Origin of the sequence: Marinobacterium maritimum (assembly GCF_039523155.1) — a bacterium.
Taxonomy (GTDB): Bacteria; Pseudomonadota; Gammaproteobacteria; order Pseudomonadales; family Balneatricaceae; genus Marinobacterium; species Marinobacterium maritimum.
Genome location: NZ_BAAAET010000003.1, coordinates 136,571 through 154,742 on the forward strand (window position 1 = coordinate 136,571; position 18,172 = coordinate 154,742).

General features: G+C 58.1%; 11 protein-coding genes. 4 read left to right on the forward strand and 7 right to left on the reverse strand.

All coding sequences use genetic code 11. From position 1 onward, the window contains the following. Nucleotides 1–416 precede the first annotated feature (416 nt). The 3 genes from ABD013_RS11630 to ABD013_RS11640 form a co-directional block, all read right to left on the reverse strand. Entirely contained in the window at nucleotides 417–902 is a 486-nt protein-coding gene (locus tag ABD013_RS11630) for a C40 family peptidase (protein WP_343806060.1), read from the reverse strand. Nucleotides 903–1,059: 157 nt separating this feature from the next. Further along, nucleotides 1,060–2,835 carry an EAL domain-containing response regulator gene (locus tag ABD013_RS11635; protein WP_343806063.1) on the reverse strand — a complete coding sequence of 592 codons (1,776 nt, stop codon included), beginning with the start codon at nucleotides 2,833–2,835 and terminating at the stop codon, nucleotides 1,060–1,062. Beyond that, entirely contained in the window at nucleotides 2,832–5,459 is a 2,628-nt protein-coding gene (locus ABD013_RS11640) for a GAF domain-containing protein (protein WP_343806065.1), read from the reverse strand. The genes ABD013_RS11635 and ABD013_RS11640 overlap by 4 nt, the downstream gene beginning before the upstream one ends. 268 nt (nucleotides 5,460–5,727) lie before the next feature. Here ABD013_RS11640 and ABD013_RS11645 point away from each other — a divergent pair, with 268 nt between their 5' ends. Together ABD013_RS11645 and scpC are read left to right on the forward strand one after the other, a co-directional pair. Further along, nucleotides 5,728–7,122 carry a DEAD/DEAH box helicase gene (locus tag ABD013_RS11645; protein WP_343806066.1) on the forward strand — a complete coding sequence of 465 codons (1,395 nt, stop codon included), beginning with the start codon at nucleotides 5,728–5,730 and terminating at the stop codon, nucleotides 7,120–7,122. Between the two features lie 331 nt (nucleotides 7,123–7,453). Continuing rightward, on the forward strand, nucleotides 7,454–8,971 hold the full coding sequence (scpC, locus tag ABD013_RS11650; RefSeq protein WP_343806068.1) for a succinyl-CoA:acetate CoA-transferase ScpC: 1,518 nt from the start codon (nucleotides 7,454–7,456) through the stop codon (nucleotides 8,969–8,971). 62 nt (nucleotides 8,972–9,033) lie between these two features. Here scpC and ABD013_RS11655 read toward each other — a convergent pair whose 3' ends face one another. From ABD013_RS11655 to ABD013_RS11665, 3 genes are all read right to left on the reverse strand, one after another. Further along, nucleotides 9,034–10,734, reverse strand: a complete 1,701-nt coding sequence (locus ABD013_RS11655) for a metallophosphoesterase family protein (protein WP_343806070.1) — start codon at nucleotides 10,732–10,734, stop codon at nucleotides 9,034–9,036. A gap of 70 nt (nucleotides 10,735–10,804) precedes the next feature. Further along, a complete protein-coding gene (locus ABD013_RS11660; RefSeq protein WP_343806072.1) occupies nucleotides 10,805–11,215 on the reverse strand; it encodes a roadblock/LC7 domain-containing protein in 411 nt (136 codons plus the stop codon). A gap of 41 nt (nucleotides 11,216–11,256) precedes the next feature. Next, a complete protein-coding gene (locus ABD013_RS11665) occupies nucleotides 11,257–12,417 on the reverse strand; it encodes a hypothetical protein (protein WP_343806074.1) in 1,161 nt (386 codons plus the stop codon). Nucleotides 12,418–12,751: 334 nt separating this feature from the next. Between ABD013_RS11665 and ABD013_RS11670 the strand changes: the two genes are divergently transcribed. Together ABD013_RS11670 and ABD013_RS11675 are read left to right on the forward strand one after the other, a co-directional pair. Continuing rightward, nucleotides 12,752–14,002 (forward strand): MgtC/SapB family protein, encoded by a 1,251-nt coding sequence (locus ABD013_RS11670; protein ID WP_343806076.1) that lies wholly within the window; start codon nucleotides 12,752–12,754, stop codon nucleotides 14,000–14,002. Between the two features lie 16 nt (nucleotides 14,003–14,018). Then, nucleotides 14,019–16,409: an AAA family ATPase gene (locus ABD013_RS11675; protein ID WP_343806078.1), complete on the forward strand. Its 2,391-nt coding sequence runs from the start codon at nucleotides 14,019–14,021 to the stop codon at nucleotides 16,407–16,409. An 88-nt stretch (nucleotides 16,410–16,497) separates the two neighbouring features. Here ABD013_RS11675 and ABD013_RS11680 read toward each other — a convergent pair whose 3' ends face one another. Beyond that, nucleotides 16,498–18,129, reverse strand: a complete 1,632-nt coding sequence (locus ABD013_RS11680) for a methyl-accepting chemotaxis protein (protein ID WP_343806079.1) — start codon at nucleotides 18,127–18,129, stop codon at nucleotides 16,498–16,500. Between the last annotated feature and the right edge of the window lie 43 nt (nucleotides 18,130–18,172).

Consider the following 18,172-nt stretch of genomic DNA (forward strand, 5'->3'; position numbering starts at 1 on the left):
CGTTCAGATCAATACATCTACATACTTATCAGCCACGGTCAGGGCACTGTCTGCTCACAACGAGGCCAGCGATAACACTTTACACACAATCTTACTCACACCCCAGCATCAGGACGAACGCTGTTGAAAACACTCGATTTTTTGCTCACACATTCTGTGTACAAACATCGGGATAACTTTTGGAAAGCGTGAATCGACATTCATAACACACTGATTTGAAAGGAGTTTAAGAAAGCGTACATTTCTTGACCGAGCGGATAACAGTTTTAGTCCATGACTGTTTGTCAACCCCATCGACCTGACTGTTTTTTCACCAAAACATCTTCACCCGGCAATAATCAAGTACCTTTTTCCACATTGCCGGAATTGCAGTATCAGAGTACGGCGAAACAGCAATATCCCTGTTCATAACTACTCTATCGCCCGGTTGTCAGGCGCCGCGCCATCCACCAGGCATCCTGCCAATAGGGGTTATCCAGTCGCGAGATCATCACGCCACGACTGGTCGACGCATGCATGAATTCACCATTGCCAAGATAGATGCCGGCATGACGCTGTTTCCAGCCGGTCTTGAAGAAGATCAAATCGGCCGGCTGCAGATGATGTGCTGCGATTTCGCTCCCCTGCAGCGCCTGGCGCTCTGTTGTTCTGGGCAGCTGGCGACCATCGAGCTGCAGAAAGACCTGCTGGATAAAGCCCGAGCAGTCCACCCCCTCGCGGTTATCGCCACCATATCGATAAGGTGTACCCTCCCATTCGGCATAGGTCTGTAACAACCTGTTGCGGAGCGGATCACGGCTATGACTTTGCTCAATGACGGGAGGGGGGCTGGCACAACCGGCCAGCATCAGGCAGAACAGCAGGCAGGGGATAACACATGGACGGCAGAAAAATTTGAACATGGGCTCTCCCTGTCATCAGCGCATAGGCTTACGCTGTTACGGACCGCTGTTAGAGACAATGTAGCAAAGCCCGCACAGGGCTGTCTGCGGGTGGCGCAGACAAAACAGCGAAGGGAGACTCAGCTTATAGACTCAGTCGGCAGGAAACGCTTCTCTGTTACAGAGCAGGCTCACTCTCAAGCCGGGTCGTAAACAGGTGATCGAACCCCAAGCGTACCATTTTCAGCATGGCCGCCTCCTTCAGCGGTGGGGCAAACAGGAACCCCTGCACCTGATCACAGCCCATCCGGGTCAGCATGCTTAACTGCTCGGGCAACTCCACACCTTCGGCTACCGTCTTGCATTCAAAATGCCGGGCCATGGCGATCACTGTCTCGGTCAGACGCTGATCCTGAATGTTATTGTGCAGCTCACGAATAAAGGCACGATCGATCTTCAGCACCGAGACCGGCAAAGTCTTCAGGTAGGCCAGCGAGGAGTACCCTGTACCGAAGTCATCGATTGCAATTCGAATCCCCGCCGCTGCCAGCACCTCCAGCTGCGTCATCGCCAGCTCTATATCCTCCATCAGCCCCGACTCGGTCACTTCCACCTCGAGTGCACCCGGAGGCAGACCTGACGCCAACACCCGCTGAACCAGCCGCTCGGCAAACCTCGGCTGCATCAATTGCACACTGGCCACGTTGACCGCGAGGGAAAAATCTTCACCGACCAGCCCCCTGCCGCGCCAGTCGTTCAGGTATTCGATGACCCTGTCCACTACCCAGTCACCGATCTGAACCACCTCCCCGCCGGCCTCCGCCAGCGGGATGAATTCAGCCGGCGAGACCGCCCCCAGTGTACTGTTCTGCCAGCGCAGCAGAGCCTCGGCGCTGCTGAACCGGCCATTTTCCACATCCACCTTGGGCTGAAATACGAGATGGAATTCATTATTCTCCAGGGCCAGTGCCAAGGCATCCTGAATCTGCTTGCGCCGCAGCAGTGCTTGCTCCAGACCGGCATCATAGCGACGCCAGCGCCCCTCTTCCGGCGCCAGGGCCAGAGCGGCCATGCGGACCAGCTGCTGAGCACTGCAGCTCTCACTGTTGCTGCTGACCCCGATGCGCACGCGCAGTCTGAGCGCCATCGTTTCGACCCGGAAAGGTGCCTGAAACAGTTGCAGCAATTGGTGGGCAATGTCAGTCCCTTGATCCATCCCGGGCGCCAGCAGCAGCCATTCACTACTGTTCCATACCCCCAGAGTCTGCTCTGCTCCCAACTGGTTCAGCATGCGAGCCGCTACGGCTTTGCTGAGCAGGTCTGCCACTCCGTAGCCATGCAGGCGAGCGATCTCGTCCAGCCCTTCCAATGCGATGAAATAGACACTGACCGGTGCCTGGTACTGAATCTGTTCAGCCAGCAGTTCGAGCAGCCCACGCCGGTTTGGCAGCAGGGTCACAGGGTCCTCGCGAGACTGTGACCGCAGCTCCGCCGTACGCTGCGTCACCAGGTGCTCCAGCTGATCCGCCTTCTCGCTGCGCTCACGCAGCAGCAGCCGCAACTGCAGCGTGTTGTGCAGCCGCTGCAGCACCTCGACATGGTCGAAAGGTTTGGTGATGAAATCCTGAGCACCCAGCTGCAGCGCCTGATAGCGAGTCTGCTCATCAACTTGCGCGGTCAGAAAAATGATCGCGGGCATCTGCGGCTTGGACAGTACCTGCTGTAGCCGCTCCATCAACTGAAAACCGCTCATGCCCGGCATACGAACATCCAGCAGGATCAGATCGGGGACCTGCTGCAACACACGCGCTTCGGCGCTGTAGGGGTCGGTAAAACTCTCACAGCAGAGATAACCCTCCTCGTCCAGCAGGGTTTCCAGCAGCTCGACATTGTAGGGGTTGTCATCCACGATCAGGATATCGGCACTGCTGATGTCCGGTATGATCGCGTTCATAGCCCATCCCCGGCCTGCAGTACCTGCTCGACATGGCGGGTGAAGGCCACCAGATCCAAAGGCTTGGTCAGATAATCGACAAAGCCTGCTTCACGCGCCTGCCTGATTTCCCGGGTCGAGGCCGCCGCAGAAATCGCGATAACAGGAATGGAGCCGGTCAACGGATTGCGTTGCAGCAGCTGCTGTGCCTGAAAACCATTCATGCCCGGCAGGTCGATGTCCATCAGGATCAGATCCGGCGGTTCAGAACAGGCCCGCTCGATGCCCTCTTCCGCCGTGGCCACGCATTCCAGCTCACAGCCGGGGATATCTTCAAACAGGTCGATCATCAGACGCTGATTGGCCGGGTTGTCTTCTATATAGAGCACTCGGCGCTCCTCGGCCTGAACCTCCAGCGCTTGCGCGCTGTCGGATTTCGACTCTGATGACGTGGCCGCCGGGTGCGCCAGTGGCAGTTCTAACCAGAACTCGCTACCGACACCTTCCTCGCTGCTGACCCCGATCTCCCCCTGCATCAGCCGCACCAGCTTGCGTGTCAGCGCCAGGCCCACACCGGTACCCTCAATGCTGCCCGACTCGGCTCCCAGCCGGTTGAACGGCAGAAACAGTTCCTGCATCCGGCCTGCCGCTATGCCGGCCCCGGTATCCTGCACGCTGACCCGGACATGATCGGCGTTGGAACGACACTGCACCACCACCTTGCCGTTGACACGGTTGTACTTGATCGCATTGCTGAGCAGGTTGATCAACACCTGGCGCATCCGGGTGTAATCGGCCCTGACACTGACGCGAGCACGCTCCGGCTGACACCATTTGAGACGGATACCCTGCTGATCCGCCAGTGGCGTCATCACCTCCAGCGCTTCCTGGATCACATCCCCCAGGCTGACCGGTTCGATCGACACCTGCATCTTGCCCGCTTCGATTCGGGCCAGATCAAGCACCTCGTTGATCAGGTCAAGCAGATGACGTCCGCTGCGCATGATCTGCTCGGTCTGACGCTGCTGGCGCTCGGTCAACGGCTGGCGTCCATTCAGTAACAACTGGGCAAACCCGAGAATGGAGTTGAGCGGGGTACGCAGCTCATGACTCATCGACGATAGAAACTCCGTCTTCGCCTGGCTGGCACGCTCAACCCTGGCATTGGCACGCTGTAGTTCCTCATTCAAGTCACGCTGCTCGTTCATCTGCCGGTACAGGTTGATCAGCAGAGCACAGGTCGAAGTAAAGGGCTCCAGCCATGCGACCAGCCGTTCATCATAATCTTCGTCGGCATTGGCGATGGCGTACATGCCGATGACCCGGCTGCCATCCCGAATCGGCACGCCAAGATAACGATGCAAGGCGGGATGGCCTGGCGGCAAACCGCCGCCACGGGGGTCAGATTCCATATCATTGCTGAGTACCACCTCGCCACCGGCGAAGACCCGCCCCAGCATGCTGTCAGGATTGGTCAGCATCATGTCGCCGCTGACCAGCTGCTGCATCAAACGGCGTGAGTCATCGCTCCAGGAGAGGTCGGTGATCGCATGCAGTTTCAGAGCCGACACGCCGGACTGCTCTACCACCTCGCCAATCAGGGCGTAATGACTACCTGTGAGCTCCCTCAGGGCTTCCTTGAGGAACTCCCACAGCGTATTGCCCGAGACCAGTGCGCGATAGTCGGTCAGTCCGGTATGCAACACTTCCAGCAGGGCTCGCTGTCGCTCCTGGTACTGGCGCGCAGCATGCACATCCCGCAGATCGGAGAGGATGCCGATGAACTCGCGGGTCGCGGATTCTCCCTGCTCGGCCACCACCTCGCTGACCGCCAGATGGACCGGTATGGTATGCCCATCTTTATGCAGCGCCTCAACCTCTCGACCGGTACCGATCACGCGTGCCTCACCCGTCCGCTGATAGGCTTCAAGATAGCCGTCATGGGCCTCGCTCCAGCGCGCCGGCATCAGCATTTTGACGTTGCGTCCGATCATTTCGTCCAGGGTATAACCCAGCATCTCCTGCACGAACGGGTTGGCTTCCAGAATCTGCCCCCTGCCGTTGATCCGCACGATACCGGCAGCCGCGCCTTCGATGATCGCGTCATAGCGCGCACCGCCGGCACGGCTGTCACCGGCCTGGCGATCCCGCAACCGTTGTGCAGTGCCCAGGCTGATGAGCTGTTCAGCCTGGGCAGCAAGCAGCTGAAGCAGCTCAATTTGCCGACTGTCCAGCTGGCGGGGCGTCCTGTCCATGACACAGAAGGTGCCCAGTACCTGCTGCTCAACCTTCAGCGGTACCCCGGCATAAAAACGCACCCCAGTGTCTGCGCTCACCAACGGCAGATGACTGAACCGCGGGTCCCGGCGGGCATCTTCGATCACCAGCAGCGTCTCGGCAGCCAATACCTGACTGCATAATGACTCTTGCCGTGGCATCGACTCCAATTGGATGCCTGCAGTGGACTTATTCCATTGGCGTTCCGCATCGATGAACGAGATCAGTGCCATCGGCACATCAAACAGCCGCGCCGCCAGGCAGGTCAAATTATCGAACGCAGCTTCAGCAGGGGTGTCAAGGATTGCCAGCAACTCGAGCAGAGCCAGGCGCGTACTTTCCGAAGACAATGAACTGGAGGGGGGCATGCAAAACCTTCATCTACTGACAGCAAAGTTCAAACGCAAAATAGTTGCAATGTTCAGACATTATTAACCCTTAATGCAAGCAGTGATTGCGGCTTTGCAACATATGTCTAACGCTGACAGTGCCTGAGGATCATATCCACATAAACTGTGGACAACTGTCTGAACAACCTCGGCACAGCTGAACCTGTGCCGCGGCGGCAGGGAGTTTGTTCTTTGTGTTCACTTTACATCCTCAGCGACGCCATAATTTGCTAGGATTCGTGCACACATGACCATGCGAGAAATCAACGTGTTTGCTGAACTGATGCTGCATGACCGCCTGCTCAAGGCGATCGACAAACTGGGGTTTACTCAGCCCACTCCCGTACAACAGGCAGCCCTGCCCGAGGCTTTGGATGGCCACGACCTGATCGTGGGTGCGGAAACCGGGAGCGGCAAGACGCTCGCGTTCGTCCTGCCGATGCTTCAGCATTTTCTGGATAACCCGGCACCCAACACCGGCACCCGCGGCCTGATCCTGACTCCCACCCGCGAACTGGCCGAGCAGGTCTGCCAGGCCGTCAAGGATATGGCCGCCTTTACCCGCATCGGCGCAATGACCGTTTGTGGCGGCACCGGTTTCAAGGAACAGGCCGCCGAGATCCGCAAGAACCCGGAAATTCTGGTCGCCACTCCGGGCCGTCTGGCCGAGCACCTGGAGCGCCAGACCCTGGACTTCGACGACCTTGAGTTCCTCGTGCTGGACGAAGCGGACCGGATGCTGGACATGGGCTTCCGCGACGAAGTGATGGCGATTGTGGATATCTGCCGTGCCGAACGCCAGTCGATGGTGTTTTCCGCCACGCTGACCCACCGCGGCGTGCGCGCACTGCTGCCGGAAGTGCTCAACGAGCCCAAAGAGCTGCTGTTGAACACCCACCAGACGGGGCAGGAGAACATACGCCAGCAGATCATTCTGGCCGATGACGACAAGCACAAGGAACGCCTGGTGGAGTGGCTGCTGGCCCATGAGAGCTACGACAAGGCGATCATCTTCACCAACACCCGTGACAAGGCTCAATGGCTGGCCAAGAGTCTGCAGCGGCAGAACCGTCGCTCCGGTGTCCTCCATGGCGAGATGAGCCAGGACGAGCGCAAACATGTGATGGGGCTGATGCGCAGCGGCACGATCAACATTCTGGTGGCCACTGACGTTGCCGCCCGCGGCCTCGATATCGAAGGTCTGGATCTGGTGATCAACTTCGATATGGCGCGCAAGGGCGACGAACACCTGCACCGGGTCGGTCGCACCGGCCGCCAGGAGCGCGAAGGCCTGGCGATCTGCCTGATCGCCCACAATGAATGGAACCTGATGGCCAGCATCGAGCGCTACCTGCGTCTCGAATTCGAACGTCGCACCCTCAAGGGCGTGGAAGGCAGCTATAAAGGGCCGAAGAAGGTCAAGGCTTCTGGCAAGGCCGCCGGCAAGAAAAAGAAACCCGAGAGCAAGGGCGGCAAGAAGACGGCCAGCAAAACCGCCGGCAAGCAGCGCCAGCGTGACAGCAAGCAGGTCGGCAAGCGCCGCAATGACGCCCCCCGCAGCAGCGCAGCGCCCAGCCGACCCAGCCTGGGTGACGGCTCCATGCCGATGATGAAGCGCAAGCCTAAACCTGACAGCGAATAAAACGCCGGTCTACTTGCTCAAAAACCTAAAACGGGCCTTTTACGGCCCGTTTTTTTGTGTCTGCACGAAACCGCCAAATCGTTTCCGCCTCAGCTTTCAGCCGCGAGCCAAACCACGGCCACAGGTTGCGCAGAATGCAACTTAGTTTCCACAAAATCGCAACAATGTCTACAATTCTTTGCCAAACCTATACTAAAGAACTACTATCTTCGCTCACCAACGACTTAAAACCCGCTGAATCGCTGATAGAATGGCACACCTTCACTCTTGTGCAAAAAACAGACACCAGTCTGAAGCGCAAGATTGTCAACAATGTGACATGAGATTGAATATGTCTGATACTTCACGAATCCTCTGTCCGGTACTCGGTCAGCGTATCATGAGTGCCGCAGAAGCCGCCGAGCTGATCCCGGCGGGTGCCAACGTCGGCATGAGCGGTTTTACTGGCGCCGGTTATCCGAAAGCAGTCCCGGGCGCCCTGGCTGAACGTATCCGCCACCTGAATGCCCAGCCCAATGCCAAGCCGTTCCGCATCAACGTCTGGACCGGCGCGTCCACCGCCCCGGAACTGGATGGTGTACTGGCCGAAGTCGACGGCATTGAGATGCGCCTGCCGTTCCAGAGCGACCCCATCTGTCGCAGCCGTATCAATAACGGCACCATGGATTATGTTGATTACCACCTTTCCGAGGTGTCGCAGTACGCCTGGTCCGGCTTCCTCGGCAAGATGGATATCGCCCTGATCGAAGTAGCCGGCATTCGCGAAGACGGCAGCCTGATTCCGTCCTCCTCCATCGGTAACAACAAGACCTGGATCGAACAGGCCGACAAGATCATTCTTGAGGTCAACTCCAAGCAGAACGCCAAGCTGGAGGGGATGCACGACATTTACTACGGCACCGCACTGCCGCCGAACCGCAAGCCGATCATGCTGACCGATCCGGCCGATCGTATCGGTGAACAGTACCTGGCCTGCCCGCCGGAGAAAGTGATCGCCGTGGTTGAAACGGCTGCGGCCGACCGCAACTCGCCGTTCAAGCCGAGTGACGATGTCTCCAAAAGAATCGCCGAGCATATCCTCGATTTCTTCAATAAGGAGATCGAGCTGGGTCGCCTGCCGAAGGAACTGCTGCCGATCCAGTCCGGTGTAGGCAACATCCCCAACGCCGTACTGGAAGGTCTGGACTCCGGCCCCTACAAGGATCTGACCGCGTTCACCGAGGTGATTCAGGACGGCATGTTGAAGATGCTCAAGTCCGGCACCCTGAAGGTCGCCTCCGCCACGGCCTTCTCGCTGAGCCCGGACGGTATCAAGGAGTTCGACGATAATATCGACTTCTACCGCGACAAGATCATTCTGCGTCAGCAGGATATCTCCAACCACCCGGAACTGGCACGCCGCCTGGGCGTCATTGCCATGAACGGCCTGATCGAGTGCGACCTGTACGGCAACGTCAACTCCACTCACATCATGGGTACCCGCATGATGAACGGTATCGGTGGTTCTGGTGACTTTGCCCGTAACGGCTACCTGTCGATCTTCGTTTCGCCGTCCACTGCGAAAGACGGCGCCATCTCGGCGATCGTGCCGATGGTATCCCACGTCGACCACACCGAGCACGACGTCAAGATCATCGTTACCGAACAGGGCCTGGCCGACCTGCGCGGCCTGTCACCGCGCCAGCGTGCCCATGAAATCATCAACAACTGTGCCCATCCGGACTTCCGTCCGGCGCTGATCGACTACTACGAGCGCGCCTTGCACTCGGGTCGTGGCATGCACACACCGCATCTGCTGGAAGAAGCGCTGAGCTGGCATCAGCGTTATGAAGAAACCGGGCAGATGTAAGGTTTTCCTGATGCTCTAAGCCCTTGGGCGCCCGCTGGGCGCCTTTTTTTATCCCGATTGTCTCAAACGCCCTTAGCCAGGCGTCGATAAAGATCCGCCGGAAAGTTTTCCGTCTTCATCCGCTCGACCACCGGTTCGTAGTCGTAAACAAGCGTCTTGAAAGACACCTCATCCTGCCCTGGATAATAGAGGGCAAATTGAGCACTGGGCACACCGTTGCGCGGCTGCCCTACCGACCCGGGGCACACCAGACAGTGTTCAAAATCACTCAGGGAAAGCTGCTCACCGACCCTGTGTCGATCCTGGCCTTCCGCATCGCGTCCATACAGGCCGGGCATATGAGAATGGCCGTGAAAGCAGAGCCTGCGTTGCAGTTCGACCAGCTTGTCCAGATTTTCACGATAGGTCATCTCATAGACATAACCATAGAAAAATTCCGGGTCCAGCGGGGCGCCATGAACCGCCATCCACTGCTCGGTATCCAGCACGGGGGGCAGCTGCTTCAACCAGTCACGGTGCTCATCCGACAGTCGCTCATGGGTCCACTCCGCCACTTGGCGAGCACTCTTGGACAGACCTCGGTCAAAGGCCCCCAACGCCACCGCATGGTCATGATTCCCCTTGATGATTCTCAAGCCTGATGCACGCAACCGGTCAACCACCTCGACTGCATCGGGTCCATAGCCGACCAGATCGCCCAGCACGATCCCCTGACGTATCCCCGCCTTTTCCAGCCAGTCGAGTACCGCTTCCAACGCCGGCAGGTTGGCATGTACATCAGCCAACACTGCAAAGGGGTCTACAGACGACGGGAGCATTTCTGGCGACGAAGTTGCCAGCGGTCGTTGTGACGACTGCAGCGAACAGCCTGCGGACTCACGGTCATCGGCAGCAACAGAGCATTGCTCGGACATGCCCGGCTCACCCGTGACCATGGGCGAAAGCCCTTCATCAACATAAACGTAATCTGCCGGAGAGGGGCTGGTCAAAGTGGCACTAATCAGATTGGCAACATCCCGCTTCTTGCCCGCCGGCATAAAGGCCGAACGTAACTGATAGGCGATACTGGCCCGATAGTTGAGATCACCAAAGGTGCCATCCAGTTGCTCCCCAAGATCCAGCGCAAGAGCACGGGCAAACTCCCGATCCAGCCAGTCCAGCTTGCGGATCATCACCCCCAACATCATCGAGAAGGAGATGAACTTGTCCCAAGAATAGACCTCGTCATCAACGTAGAACAGTTGCCCATCAGCGTCGAGCGCAAAGTTTGACAGGCCTTCATCCAGCTTGATCGACTGCTCACTGGCGGTTCTCAGGTAGAGACTAAACATGGCTGAGAGAGTCTTGCCGGCCTCCTCCCGTGCTTGCTCCGACGCCGGTTTTGGTTCCAGCAGCTTGTGCAGAGGCCACAAACGGGGTGTGATGTTGCCAATCAGCACTTCTTCCCCCGGGGCCTCAACACCATCACGCTCGATATAAATGTAAAACCAGGTCTTATCCGGGTGATGCGCCCCCAATCGTCGCTCCTTTTCGAGCACTTTTTCCAGCCAGGGGGCCGCCTGCCTGGCGGTCAGTTTCAGATCCCGACGGATCTTCACCACCTCGGTATCACTGGCGTAGATATTGGTTTCAGGCCGCCCCATAAAGTCACTATTAAGCGATAACGCTTTCATTCCCTGCAGAATCGTATCGCGTATCTGCTGGGGACCGAAGTAACCCGTTTCCCTGAGTGCACCCACGACCTTAAGTTTCTTCTTCAACATCAACTTGGCTCATGCGAAACAAAAAAAGAGCAGCTATCCAGGCTGCTCTTACTTTCAAACGGCGGTGGCTTCAGGAGGGACAGAATTCGCCAATCTTGGGCAGATTGGTACGAACAGCCGCCCATCCCATCCCCAGGTTGGTATTACGGCTGGTAATCAGCACCACCAGTGAGTTCGGTTTCTCAGGAACAACCGCCATGAAGTGGTAAGTCCGTTCGGTACTCATTTGCACTTCCTGGATCATGTGGCGAACCGGCTGACCACGCTGACTGGACAACAGCGATTCCACCGCACGCACGTTACGACCACGCATCATATCCACAGCGGCAGCGGCCACAGCTTCCAGGTAGGACGAGGTGAAATAGGGAACGTTATGCGCAACCGACAGTAACAGCCCGCTCTCCAGATCCACGACCGCGCACCCCAGTGCGCCGTCCACATCATTGACAATATTTTGCAGCAGGTCATCCAGCTTAGACATAGTAGTTCCAACTCAACAGTATTAACTCAGGGTGACAAGTGTTACCACTTGATCTTGCGAAGCACGCCGCCCCAGAAGCCTTTGGGCTTTTCTGGTGCGCTGTTGTGCTTTTGTTCCGGTTCCTGGTCCATCCGAACCAGTCCCTCGTAAAAACAGGCTTCAACGAACGAACGGATGAGATCGACGCTCAAACCGGTCTCGGCAGATATCTCAGCGACGCTTGCTCGTTTGGCCTGCATGAAGGCTGCCAGCTTGAGATGCTCCCGGCGCAACCCCGGCAGATCATTCTCGGGCCAAGCAGACAACATATAAACCTGGTTATCCGTATCGATATCCAAAACACTTACATTCGAATACAGAGCCAGGAACCATTTCAGGTTTGAAAACGGACGTTCGAAATAATCCTGCTTGTTCAGCTCAGTTTTAAAACCCTGCCGATCCATGGAAGAAATATAGGAGGTTTTATTATCCCCACTTCCATCCAGAAAGCTCTCTATATTAACGCTCGAATAAAACCTGTCTTGATAAAGATCAAGCAGAATAACCCCACCTGACTGAAGCAGTATCTTGTGATAATAACTGTCCGGCTCAAGATTATGGACATACTCGGCAACTCGACCCAGCCAGGACAACTTCCGGCTTACACCTCCAGCCCCGGTCACCCCTTCAGACTCGCTTCCAGTTGCAACCCTCAAGGGCACTGAGATTTCTGCCACTTCCTCATCCACTACCGGCACCAATGTCGGAATATGCATCTCCGTCGTTGGCTCTGGATTCGACGAAACCGCGCAGTCCTGCTCACCTGCCGGTCGCACGCACGCATCGTTGCCGACATCCGACAGGCGTGCACTTTCATGCCGGGACTGTTCACTGATCCAGACGTCTACCTGGTTGAAAATACTGACCAAATCAGGAAATGGTGGCACTCCAGAGGCATCAACATTGAGGAAGAAGACCCCTTCCTGCTCACTATTGCCGAAACGCGCATCCTTTTCTGCATAGCAGATGACGGGTCCTGAGTGCTCACCTATCGACTGACCATGCCCCCTGGACAGACAGACATCCGCCCCGCCTGGCTGCTCCTGCAATACCCAGCTGGATTCCAGCCGGATTTCCGCCAGCACCAACACCGAGAGCAACTTTTCCTTATCCGTCTCGGATAACCCTTCCAAATAAAAGGTTATTTCTTTCAGTGGCTCCATATCATATGCTCGGGCTTAAATACAGGACTCAGCGTGTAATATATGAGTGAACGGGTACAAAAAAATCGTTTTTCTACTAAATATCAGATTAACCAAGGACAGATGACCGTTTCATTGCAGTCATGGAAGTATTATAGGATTTATAAGTTCATTCTCAAAATCAAAAAATGACATCTTAAAGCAACAGATATAATAAAATAATTTTAAACGTTCGTTCATTACCCAAAATAATGACTCAAATAAAATACTCTTCTGTTGATACCAACCAGCCACTACGCTCGGCTAATCTGTTAGGCTGACAACATAGAGTCAAACCGGGCTTGGCGGAGGTGTTATGGACAACTCGCAACTGTTGCATGTTCTGGTGGCACTGGCACTGGGGATGCTCATCGGCCTGCAGCGTGGCTGGCATGAACGCAACATCCGGGCAGGCGGCCGCATTGCCGGTATCCGTACCTTCGGCCTGCTCGCGGTCAGCGGCGCCCTGACCGGCGTTCTGCTGCCGCTGCTGGGCCCCGGCATCAGCATCGCCATCGGCTTGGGTATCACCCTGCTTCTCGGTCTTGCCCACTGGCTCGACTCCGGCGAAGACCATGACTATGGCATGACCACCGTCATCGCCGGGGTAATCACCTATCTGCTCGGTGTTATCACCCTGGTCGGCGACCTCAATCTGGCCGTGGCGACCGCCGTCATGACCACCATCGTGCTGCACTTCAAGCAAACCCTGCACCGCGCCCTGGAGCACCTCAGCGATTCCGAGATCCGCGGTATCCTGCAGCTGGCACTGATTTCCGCCGTGCTGTTGCCGGTGCTGCCCAACCAGACCTACGGCCCCTGGGGCGCGCTCAACCCCTACGAAATCTGGCTGTTGGTCGTACTGATTGCCGGCATCAGCCTGACCGCCTACTTCGCCATGCGCCTGACCGGGCCGGACAAGGGCGTGCTGATCACCAGCCTGCTGGGGGGGCTGGCCTCCAGCACCGCGCTGACCCTGAGCCTGGCGCGCATGAATGACCGCCTGCCGCTGCCCCGTCTTTTGGCCAGCGGCATACTGCTGGCCGCCGCGATCATGTATCCGCGCATCCTGCTGGAAGTGGCCGTCGTCAATCCCGGCCTGCTGCCCGAGCTTTGGCCCACGATGCTGGCGATGACGCTCGGCTGTGCCGCCAGTGCCTTCTGGTTCTGGCGCCGCAAGGAGCCTTTCGGTCGCATCGATACCAGCAAGGTGGCCACGCAGCCGTTTCAGCTGCTGCCGGCACTCAAGTTTGGCGCGCTGCTGGTGGTGATCATGGTCATTGCCCACGGCATCCAGGCACAGATGGGTGAACAGGGGCTCTGGCTGGTCGCCATCGTCGCTGGCCTGACCGATGTCGATGCCATCACGCTGACACTGGCACGCATGGCCAAGGGCAGCATCAGCGCCGATACGGCCGTGACCGGCATTACGCTGGCGGCCATCACCAACACTCTGGTCAAGGGCGGGTTGGCCCTGTTTGCCGGCCACTGGAGCCTGTGCCGACCACTCTGGCCCGGATTGGCCCTCGCGATTCTGCTCGCCCTGCTAACCTTAAGTCTGATTTGACCCAAAGGGATACGTCATGGATACGCTGCTCACCGCGGAACAATTGCGTCATCACTGTGACCTGACAGCCTTCGGCATCACCTCCACTGCTGACATCACCCCCGACTACTCGGCTCTGGGGCAAACACGGGCGGTGGATGCGATTCAGTTTGCCATCGGCATCGAACACCAGGGCTACAACCTCTTTGTCAGCGGCTCCACTGGTGTCGGCAAGCGTGAACTGGTCTCCCGCATTATCAGTGCCGAAGCGGCCAGTGGCGAAGCCCCCAACGACTGCTGCTATATCCACAACTTTGAGCGTCCCAACCAGCCCTGCATTCTGGTTCTGCCACAGGGCACCGGCCAGCAGCTGCATGAGGATCTGCGCAAGCTGATCGAAATCCTGCTGGTCCGCATTCCTGCGCAATTCAAAAGCGATGAATACCGCAATCAGCTGCAGGCACTGAACGACGAGTTCCAGCAGCGCGAAGAGATGAGTTTCAAGGCGTTGGGCAAGAAGGCTCATGAGCTGGGCATCACGCTGATGCGCACCCCGGGCGGCTACACGCTGGGGCCGATCCATAACGGCAAGCTGATGACACCGGACGAGTTCAAGCTACTGCCCGAGGAAGAGCGCCAGCACATCAAGGAGGCGATCGACACTCTCAACGAGGAGCTGACCGAGCTGGTCCATGAAGTGCCTAAAATGCACCAGGAACATCAGGCCCGTGTCCGTGAGCTGGAGCAGGAAACCACGCGCGGCGTCATCGACCCGGCGTTGAACAACCTGCGCCAGACCTACGGCGCTCATCCCGGCGTACTCGATTTTCTCGACACCATCCATCAGGACCTGATCGAGAACGTGGACGACTTTTTCCCCTCTGAGGAGGAAGAACGCGCCCCGCTGCACAAACGTGCTCGCTCGGCCAAATTCCGCCGCTATCAGGTCAACATGCTGGTCAGCCACAGCCATAACGGTGGAGCCCCGGTGGTCTATGAAGATATCCCCAGCTACCAGAACCTGGTCGGGCGCATCGAATACGAGGCCCACTTCGGCACCCTGACCACCGACTTCAGCCTGATTCAGCCCGGTGCCCTGCACCGGGCCAATGGTGGTTACCTGGTGGTCGATGCGCAGAAGCTGCTCGCCTTCCCGTTTGCCTGGGAAGGGCTCAAACGTGCCCTGCGCAACCGTGAGGCACGCATCGATCCGCTGGAGAAGATCTACGGCGTCAGCGGTACCCGTTCACTGGAGCCGGAGCCCGTGCCCCTCAAAGTGCGCGTCATCCTGATCGGCGACCGCCGCCTTTACTACCTGCTCAAGCAATACGATCCCGAATTCACCACCCTGTTCAAGGTTTATGCCGACTTCGCCGAGGGCTTCGACCGCGATCGGGACAACCTGGAAAACTATCTCGGCCTGATCGCCATGCTGATTCGGGAAGAGGGGCTGGCCCACTTCGACCTCAGTGCTCTGGAAGCCGTAGTGGAACACAGCTCCCGGCAGATGGATGACAGCCAGAAGCTGTCACTGAACCGCGGCCAACTGATCGACCTGCTGCGCGAATCCAGCTTCTGGGCCCTGCGACATGGTGCGTCCCTGGTCGCCCGTGAGGATGTGTACAAGGCGATTGCCCAGCAGCGTTACCGCAGCAGCCAGTATTCGGAACTACTGCAGGAGCAGATCGAGCGTGGCACCCTGATGGTCACCACGACCGGGGCCAGCATCGGGCAGGCCAACGGCCTGTCGGTGTTCCAGCTCGGCGATCAGCGTTTCGGCAAGCCCAACCGCATCTCCGCCACGGCCCGGATGGGCAGCGGCCATATGCTCGATATCGAACGCGAAACCAAGCTCGGTGGTCCCCTTCACTCCAAGGGGGTGATGATTCTGGGTGCCTGCATCGGTGCGCGCTACGCCCGCAATCTGCCGCTGTCACTCAACGCCAGTCTGGTGTTTGAACAGTCTTACGGCCCGGTGGACGGCGACAGCGCTTCGGCGATCGAGCTCTGCGTCCTGCTGTCCGCCATCAGCAGCCTGCCGCTGAAACAGAGCTTTGCTGTCACCGGTTCAATTAACCAGCAGGGCGAGATTCAGGCGATCGGTGGCGTCAACGAAAAGATTGAGGGCTTTTTCGAGCTGTGCCAGGCACGCGGACTGGATGGCAGCCACGGCGTGATCATCCCGCGCGCCAACGAGCCACACCTGATTCTCAATCCAGCGGTTGTGGCAGCCTGCCGCGAGGGCAAATTTGCCATCCACGCGGTCGAGTCGCTGGATCAAATGATCCACCTGCTGTTCGATCGCGAGGCGGGACAGGCCGACTCGGATGGCCGTTACCCCCCTGCAACGGTGAACGGCATGGTCCAGCTGCAGCTGTCCGACTGGGCCGAGCAGGCGCGCAAGCTCGCCAGCCGGAGAGATGACTGATCCCGGCACTCTGACGCCTGCTTTTCGCAGGACGCCCATACACAAAGACCGGCATGATGCCGGCCCTCGTCAGCTACCCGTGGTGTCATCAAGTGCGGAAATGCACCACCATGTCGTGCATCTCCACCGCCAGACGCGACAGCTCCTGACTGGCAGCACTGGTCTGATCGGCACCGGCAGCGGTCTGCGTTGCCAAGTCACGGATGTTGACCAGGTTCTGGTCCACCTCACGCGCAACCTGGGCCTGCTCCTCTGCTGCACTGGCGATCACCAGGTTGCGGTCGTTGATCTGACTGATCGAGCCGAAAATCTCTTCCAGCGCCGAGTTCACCATGCCCGCACCCGTCAGGGTGCGCTCGGCCGATTCCCGGCAGCCCCCCATCGCCTGCATCACAGTGTTAGTGCCCTGGCGCATGGCCTGGATCAGCTTTTCGATTTCAGTGGTCGAAGCCTGAGTACGCTGGGCCAGGGTACGCACCTCGTCGGCCACGACGGCAAAGCCGCGCCCCGCTTCACCGGCGCGTGCCGCCTCGATCGCCGCATTCAGCGCCAGCAGGTTGGTCTGCTCGGCCACGTCATGGATCACATCGAGGATCTGGCCGATATTGCGACTGTTCTCCGCCAGCTCGGCCACCTGAGTCGAGGTTTGCGCCACGCCTTCGGCCACGGCATGAATATCGGCCGTCGTCGCTTCAACGCCCTGACGACACTCGGCAGCCAGGCTGTTCGAAGCCTGAGATGCCTCGGAAGTGGTCACCGCGTTGCTGGCCACATCGTCCACGGCGGTGCTCAGCTCGGTGATCGCAGTAGCGGCCTGCTGCAACTGGTCGCTCTGCTCCTGCAAACCGCGCTGACTTTCTTCTGTCACCGAGTTCAGTTCCTCGGCGGCCGATGCCAACTGGCTGGATGACTCCATCAGGGCACGTATCATGCTGCGCTTGGCCTGCTTCATCTCATGCAACGACCGGAACAGCTCACCAATCTCGTTATCGCTGGAAATATCGATATCACGGGTCAGGTCACCCTGGGCCATGACACGGAAATGTTCCTGCGCCAGCTGCAGCGGCGCGGTTACATGGCGACGCACGTACCAGAGACTCAGTGACACCAGCAGCAATGACAGCAGGGTTACCCCAATCGCCTTGTAGGTCGCGCTATCATAGGTAGCCTGCGCTTCCGACATGCGAACGTGACGATCATCGGCCAACTGCTGCTGAAATTCGCGCAGTGCCGCGTAGTATCCTTCACTGGAATTGCGTGCTTCCAGGTTGGCCGCCAGAAAGGCGCTGCGATCACGCGAGTCCAGTGCGCGATTCAACTGCTCCACTGCCCGCTGGAACTGACTGAAACGGGCCGACACCTGCTGCGCGATCACCTCCGTCTCCGGCGATTTTTCTGCCTGCTGGAAGAGCCTGAACGTTTCGGCCGCCTCACCGGCAAAACGAGCCGAGGCTTCATGGCTGTGCCGTGCATCCGCCAGGTTGCCGTTCTGGTATTCCGCCTCGGCACCGATCACGGCCAGACGCGCCCTCAAAACGGTAATGAGGGTATTGGTCACCGGCACCGTCTGCTCTTCGGTAATCCGATTCAGCTGGATCAGCGCCTGATGGGCATCTCTCGCCGACCACCAGGCGTTGACACTGCTCAGGATCAGCACACCACTGAACACCAAAAGGATCAGCAGCAATGCTGTACGTATTTTGACGTGCTTGAGTTCCATGGGAGCCTTATTAAAACCGTTGTTTAAATGCGACTAAAAAATG

Excerpts from the sequence above, each read along its gene's own strand:
- ABD013_RS11630 (WP_343806060.1), bottom strand. The coding sequence starts at position 902 with ATGTTCAAATTTTTCTGCCGTCCATGTGTTATCCCCTGCCTGCTGTTC.
- ABD013_RS11635 (WP_343806063.1), bottom strand. The coding sequence starts at position 2,835 with ATGAACGCGATCATACCGGACATCAGCAGTGCCGATATCCTGATCGTG.
- ABD013_RS11640 (WP_343806065.1), bottom strand. The coding sequence starts at position 5,459 with ATGCCCCCCTCCAGTTCATTGTCTTCGGAAAGTACGCGCCTGGCTCTG.
- ABD013_RS11645 (WP_343806066.1), top strand. The coding sequence starts at position 5,728 with ATGACCATGCGAGAAATCAACGTGTTTGCTGAACTGATGCTGCATGAC.
- scpC (WP_343806068.1), top strand. The coding sequence starts at position 7,454 with ATGTCTGATACTTCACGAATCCTCTGTCCGGTACTCGGTCAGCGTATC.
- ABD013_RS11655 (WP_343806070.1), bottom strand. The coding sequence starts at position 10,734 with ATGTTGAAGAAGAAACTTAAGGTCGTGGGTGCACTCAGGGAAACGGGT.
- ABD013_RS11660 (WP_343806072.1), bottom strand. The coding sequence starts at position 11,215 with ATGTCTAAGCTGGATGACCTGCTGCAAAATATTGTCAATGATGTGGAC.
- ABD013_RS11665 (WP_343806074.1), bottom strand. The coding sequence starts at position 12,417 with ATGGAGCCACTGAAAGAAATAACCTTTTATTTGGAAGGGTTATCCGAG.
- ABD013_RS11670 (WP_343806076.1), top strand. The coding sequence starts at position 12,752 with ATGGACAACTCGCAACTGTTGCATGTTCTGGTGGCACTGGCACTGGGG.
- ABD013_RS11675 (WP_343806078.1), top strand. The coding sequence starts at position 14,019 with ATGGATACGCTGCTCACCGCGGAACAATTGCGTCATCACTGTGACCTG.
- ABD013_RS11680 (WP_343806079.1), bottom strand. The coding sequence starts at position 18,129 with ATGGAACTCAAGCACGTCAAAATACGTACAGCATTGCTGCTGATCCTT.